The following is a 3,542-nucleotide window of genomic DNA, read 5'->3' on the forward strand; positions in this document are numbered from 1 at the left end:
GGTGGGGGTCGTGGTGGTCATCAGTTCGCTCCGGAGAAGTCGGCCCGGCGGTTGACGACGTAGCGGGCGAGCATGTTGACCGCGAGGGTGATCACGAACAGCACCAGGCCGGTGAAGATCAGCGTGCTGACGTCCAGCCCGCTGGACTCGGGGAACTGCAGCGCGATGTTCGCCGCGATGGTGGAGGGGTTCGACGAGCTGATCAGGTTGAACGTCACGCCGCCGGAGACCGAGAGCACGATGGCCACGGCCAGGGTCTCGCCCAGTGCACGGCCCAGGCCGAGCATCGAGCCGCCGATGACGCCGGACTTGCCGTAGGGCAGCACCGCCATCTTGATCATCTCCCAGCGGGTGGCGCCCAGGGCCAGTGCGGCCTCGCGGTGCAGGGCCGGGGCCTGGGAGAAGACCTCGCGGGAGATCGCCGAGATGATCGGCAGGATCATGATCGCGAGCACCAGGCCGGCGGTCAGCATCGTGCGGCCGGTCGCCGAGGCGGGCCCGGCGAAGAGCGGGATGAAGCCGAGGTTGTCCTCGGCCCAGGCGTAGAAGGGCACCATCGCCGGCGCGAGCGCGGCCAGGCCCCAGAAGCCGTAGACGACGCTGGGGATCGCGGCGAGCAGGTCGATCAGGTAGCCCAGGGTCGCGGCGATCCGCTTGGGCGCGTAGTAGGTGATGAACAGGGCGATCGCCACGCCCAGCGGGGTCGCGACCAGCAGCGCGATCACCGCGGCCAGCAGGGTGCCGAACACCAGCGGGCCGACGTAGGTCCAGACGCCCTCGCCGCCGGGGATGTCCGCGGCGGGGGCCGAGATCGCGTCCAGGGACTCGGTCACCAGGAACGCGGCCACCCCGGCGAGCACGACGAGGATGAGGATGCCGGCGCCGGTGGAGAACCCGGCGAACGTGCGGTCACCGCGGCTGCGGACGGCCCGGGTGGGCTTGTCGGCCTGCCGGGGCGGGTTGTCGAGCGAGGTCACCTGGACTCCGAGCTTGCGGGTGGGCGGTGCGGGGAGGTGGAGCGTGGGGAGCTTGCCGGTGGGGGCCTCGTCGGCGCCGTCCTGGGGAGCCTGGCCGACGGTGTCCTCGGCAGCGGCGTCCTGGCCGGCCGCAGGGGTCTCGTCGGCGGGGGTCTCGCCGGCTGCAGGTGCCTCGACCGCCGGCGCCTCGCCGGTCGGCGGGTCGTCGTTGACGCGGCGGCGCGGGTTGAGCGGGAGCGGCTGGCCCGGCGGCACGACGGCGACCGGGCGCGGCGCCTGCCCGCCCCAGCCGGGAGCCGGCGGCCGGGTCACCGAGTCGGGGGCGGTCGGCCGGCCGGCGCCGATGGTGCCGTCGGGCTGCAGCCGTTCGGTGCGGTCGCCGACGGCGGGGCCGTCGTCCTGGACCGGACCCTGAGGTCGGGTGTCCTCCGCGTCGGGGCGGGGGGTCTCGTCGCTCATCGGTGCTTCACGCTCGCTGTCCGTCCGGCGGGTGACGGGCCCCCGGCACGACGACGCCGCCGGACACCGGATCCCGTGGGGGATCCGGCGCCGGCGGCGGCGTCATGTGTCCGGACCGTCGCTTGCCGCGACGATAACGTCTCGGTCAGGCGTGGGCGGGCTGCTCGCTACCGGTGTCGATGATGTCGACGGCGATGTCGCGGAGCTTGGCGTCGTACTCGCGGGCGTGGTGCCCGCAGAACACGAGGTCGGCGCCGCTGGCGAGCACGACCCGGACCTTGGCCAGCGCACCGCAACGGTCGCAGTGGAAGGGAACGACCAGGTCATCGGTGGAAGGGCTCGTCGTCAGGGTCTGGGTCATCTGGTCATCACTCGCTCTCTACCGCACGGACCCGCGTTCGCGGATCGGCCTCCTGCACAGCGCCAGGATGACCCCCGGTGTTCCCGATCCGGTCCAGTTGCCCCTCGACGCGCCGAGTGGTTCGTGGACCTGGGGTGGAGCGGGTGAGCAGGGATCGCACTGGATGGATCGTGGAACGTGGTTCCGCTGCTCTCTTGACGGCTCCCACGCTACAACTGATGCCCGCGTGGTGCCGCCGCCAATCCTCCTCCGCCCCGGAGTGATGAGCCCGTGACCCGCACGACACCCGCCGGGGCAGGACGCTCCTATGGTTCGTCAAGCCGCAGCCGGTGCTGATTCCAGGCGTCGGAAGAGTTCTCGGGCGATGTAGCGCTTGAGGCAGCGTTTGATCTCCCGGTCGGTCTTGCCTTGGGCTCGGCGGCGGGGCAGCAGCAGACGGACAAGTCCCGTCGAAGGCACGAAGCCAGTCAGGCGAAGGGTCACGCCCACTGCTGCCAGCCATCAGCCCATCACCGATGAGCCGACCCTGCCAGCCTCACAGTCAGTCGAGGTAGTCGCGGAGGACCTGGGACCGGGACGGGTGCCGGAGCTTGCTCATCGTCTTGGACTCGATCTGGCGGATCCGCTCGCGGGTCACGCCGTAGACCTGGCCGATCTCGTCCAGCGTGCGGGGCTGACCGTCGGTGAGCCCGAACCGCAGGCGGACGACGCCGGCCTCGCGCTCGGACAGCGTCTGCAGCACGGTGCTGAGCTGGTCCTGCATCAGGGTGAAGCTGACCGCGTCGACGGCCACGACGGCCTCGGAGTCCTCGATGAAGTCGCCGAGCTGGCTGTCGCCCTCGTCGCCGATGTTCTGGTCGAGGCTGATCGGCTCCCGGGCGTACTGCTGGATCTCCAGCACCTTCTCGGGGGTGATGTCCATCTCCTTGGCCAGCTCCTCCGGCGTGGGCTCGCGGCCCAGGTCCTGGAGCAGCTCGCGCTGGATGCGGCCGAGCTTGTTGATGACCTCGACCATGTGCACCGGGATGCGGATGGTGCGGGCCTGGTCGGCCATCGCGCGGGTGATCGCCTGGCGGATCCACCAGGTGGCGTAGGTCGAGAACTTGTAGCCCTTGGTGTAGTCGAACTTCTCGACCGCGCGGATCAGGCCCAGGTTTCCCTCCTGGATGAGGTCCAGGAACGCCATGCCGCGGCCGGTGTAGCGCTTGGCCAGCGAGACCACCAGGCGCAGGTTGGCCTCCAGCAGGTGGTTCTTGGCGCGCTCGCCGTCCCGGACGATCCAGTTGAGGTCGCGGCGCATGCTCGGGGTGAGCTTGGTGCCCTGCTCCTCGACCGAGCGCAGCCGCTCGGAGCCGTAGAGCCCGGCCTCGATCCGCTTGGCGAGGTCGACCTCCTCCTCGGCGGTGAGCAGCGCGACCTTGCCGATCTGCTTGAGGTAGGCGCGGACCGAGTCGGCCGAGGCGGTGAGCTCGGCGTCCTTGCGGGCCTTGCGGAGCGCTTCGGACTCCTCCTCGTCGTCCCACTCGAACTCGGTGCCCGGGCCGGTGGCGGTGTCGTCGGCCTCGACGGCCTCGGCCGGTCCGTCGGTGCCGACGACGGCGCTCTCGTCGAGCACCAGCCCGGTCCCGCCGGCCACGACGGCGACGGTCGCGCCCTCGGCGCCCACGGCGGTGAGCACGGCGCCGGCGGGGGCCTCCTGGCCGGGGGAGGGCGTGATGGGCCTGGCCCTTATACACATCTCCGAG

The 3,542-nt window shown here is 71.3% G+C and carries 3 protein-coding genes; all 3 read right to left on the minus strand.

Going from position 1 to position 3,542, the window contains the following annotated elements; all coding sequences use genetic code 11:
- Positions 1–20: 20 nt before the first annotated feature.
- Positions 21–1,436 (minus strand): phosphate ABC transporter permease subunit PstC, encoded by a 1,416-nt coding sequence (pstC, locus tag LFA75_RS00095; protein ID WP_225231749.1) that lies wholly within the window; start codon positions 1,434–1,436, stop codon positions 21–23.
- A 145-nt stretch (positions 1,437–1,581) separates the two neighbouring features.
- Positions 1,582–1,797: a DUF7455 domain-containing protein gene (locus LFA75_RS00100; protein ID WP_225231750.1), complete on the minus strand. Its 216-nt coding sequence runs from the start codon at positions 1,795–1,797 to the stop codon at positions 1,582–1,584.
- Between the two features lie 541 nt (positions 1,798–2,338).
- A partial coding sequence (locus LFA75_RS00105) for an RNA polymerase sigma factor (protein WP_318249946.1) occupies positions 2,339–3,542 on the minus strand: 1,204 nt, incomplete at its 5' end.

Source organism: Klenkia terrae (genome assembly GCF_900491935.1).
In the GTDB taxonomy this organism is placed as follows: Bacteria; Actinomycetota; Actinomycetes; order Mycobacteriales; family Geodermatophilaceae; genus Klenkia; species Klenkia terrae.

Bases quoted from the DNA above. Each gene is read 5' to 3' on its own strand.
- pstC (WP_225231749.1), bottom strand. From the start codon at position 1,436: ATGAGCGACGAGACCCCCCGCCCCGACGCGGAGGACACCCGACCTCAG.
- LFA75_RS00100 (WP_225231750.1), bottom strand. From the start codon at position 1,797: ATGACCCAGACCCTGACGACGAGCCCTTCCACCGATGACCTGGTCGTT.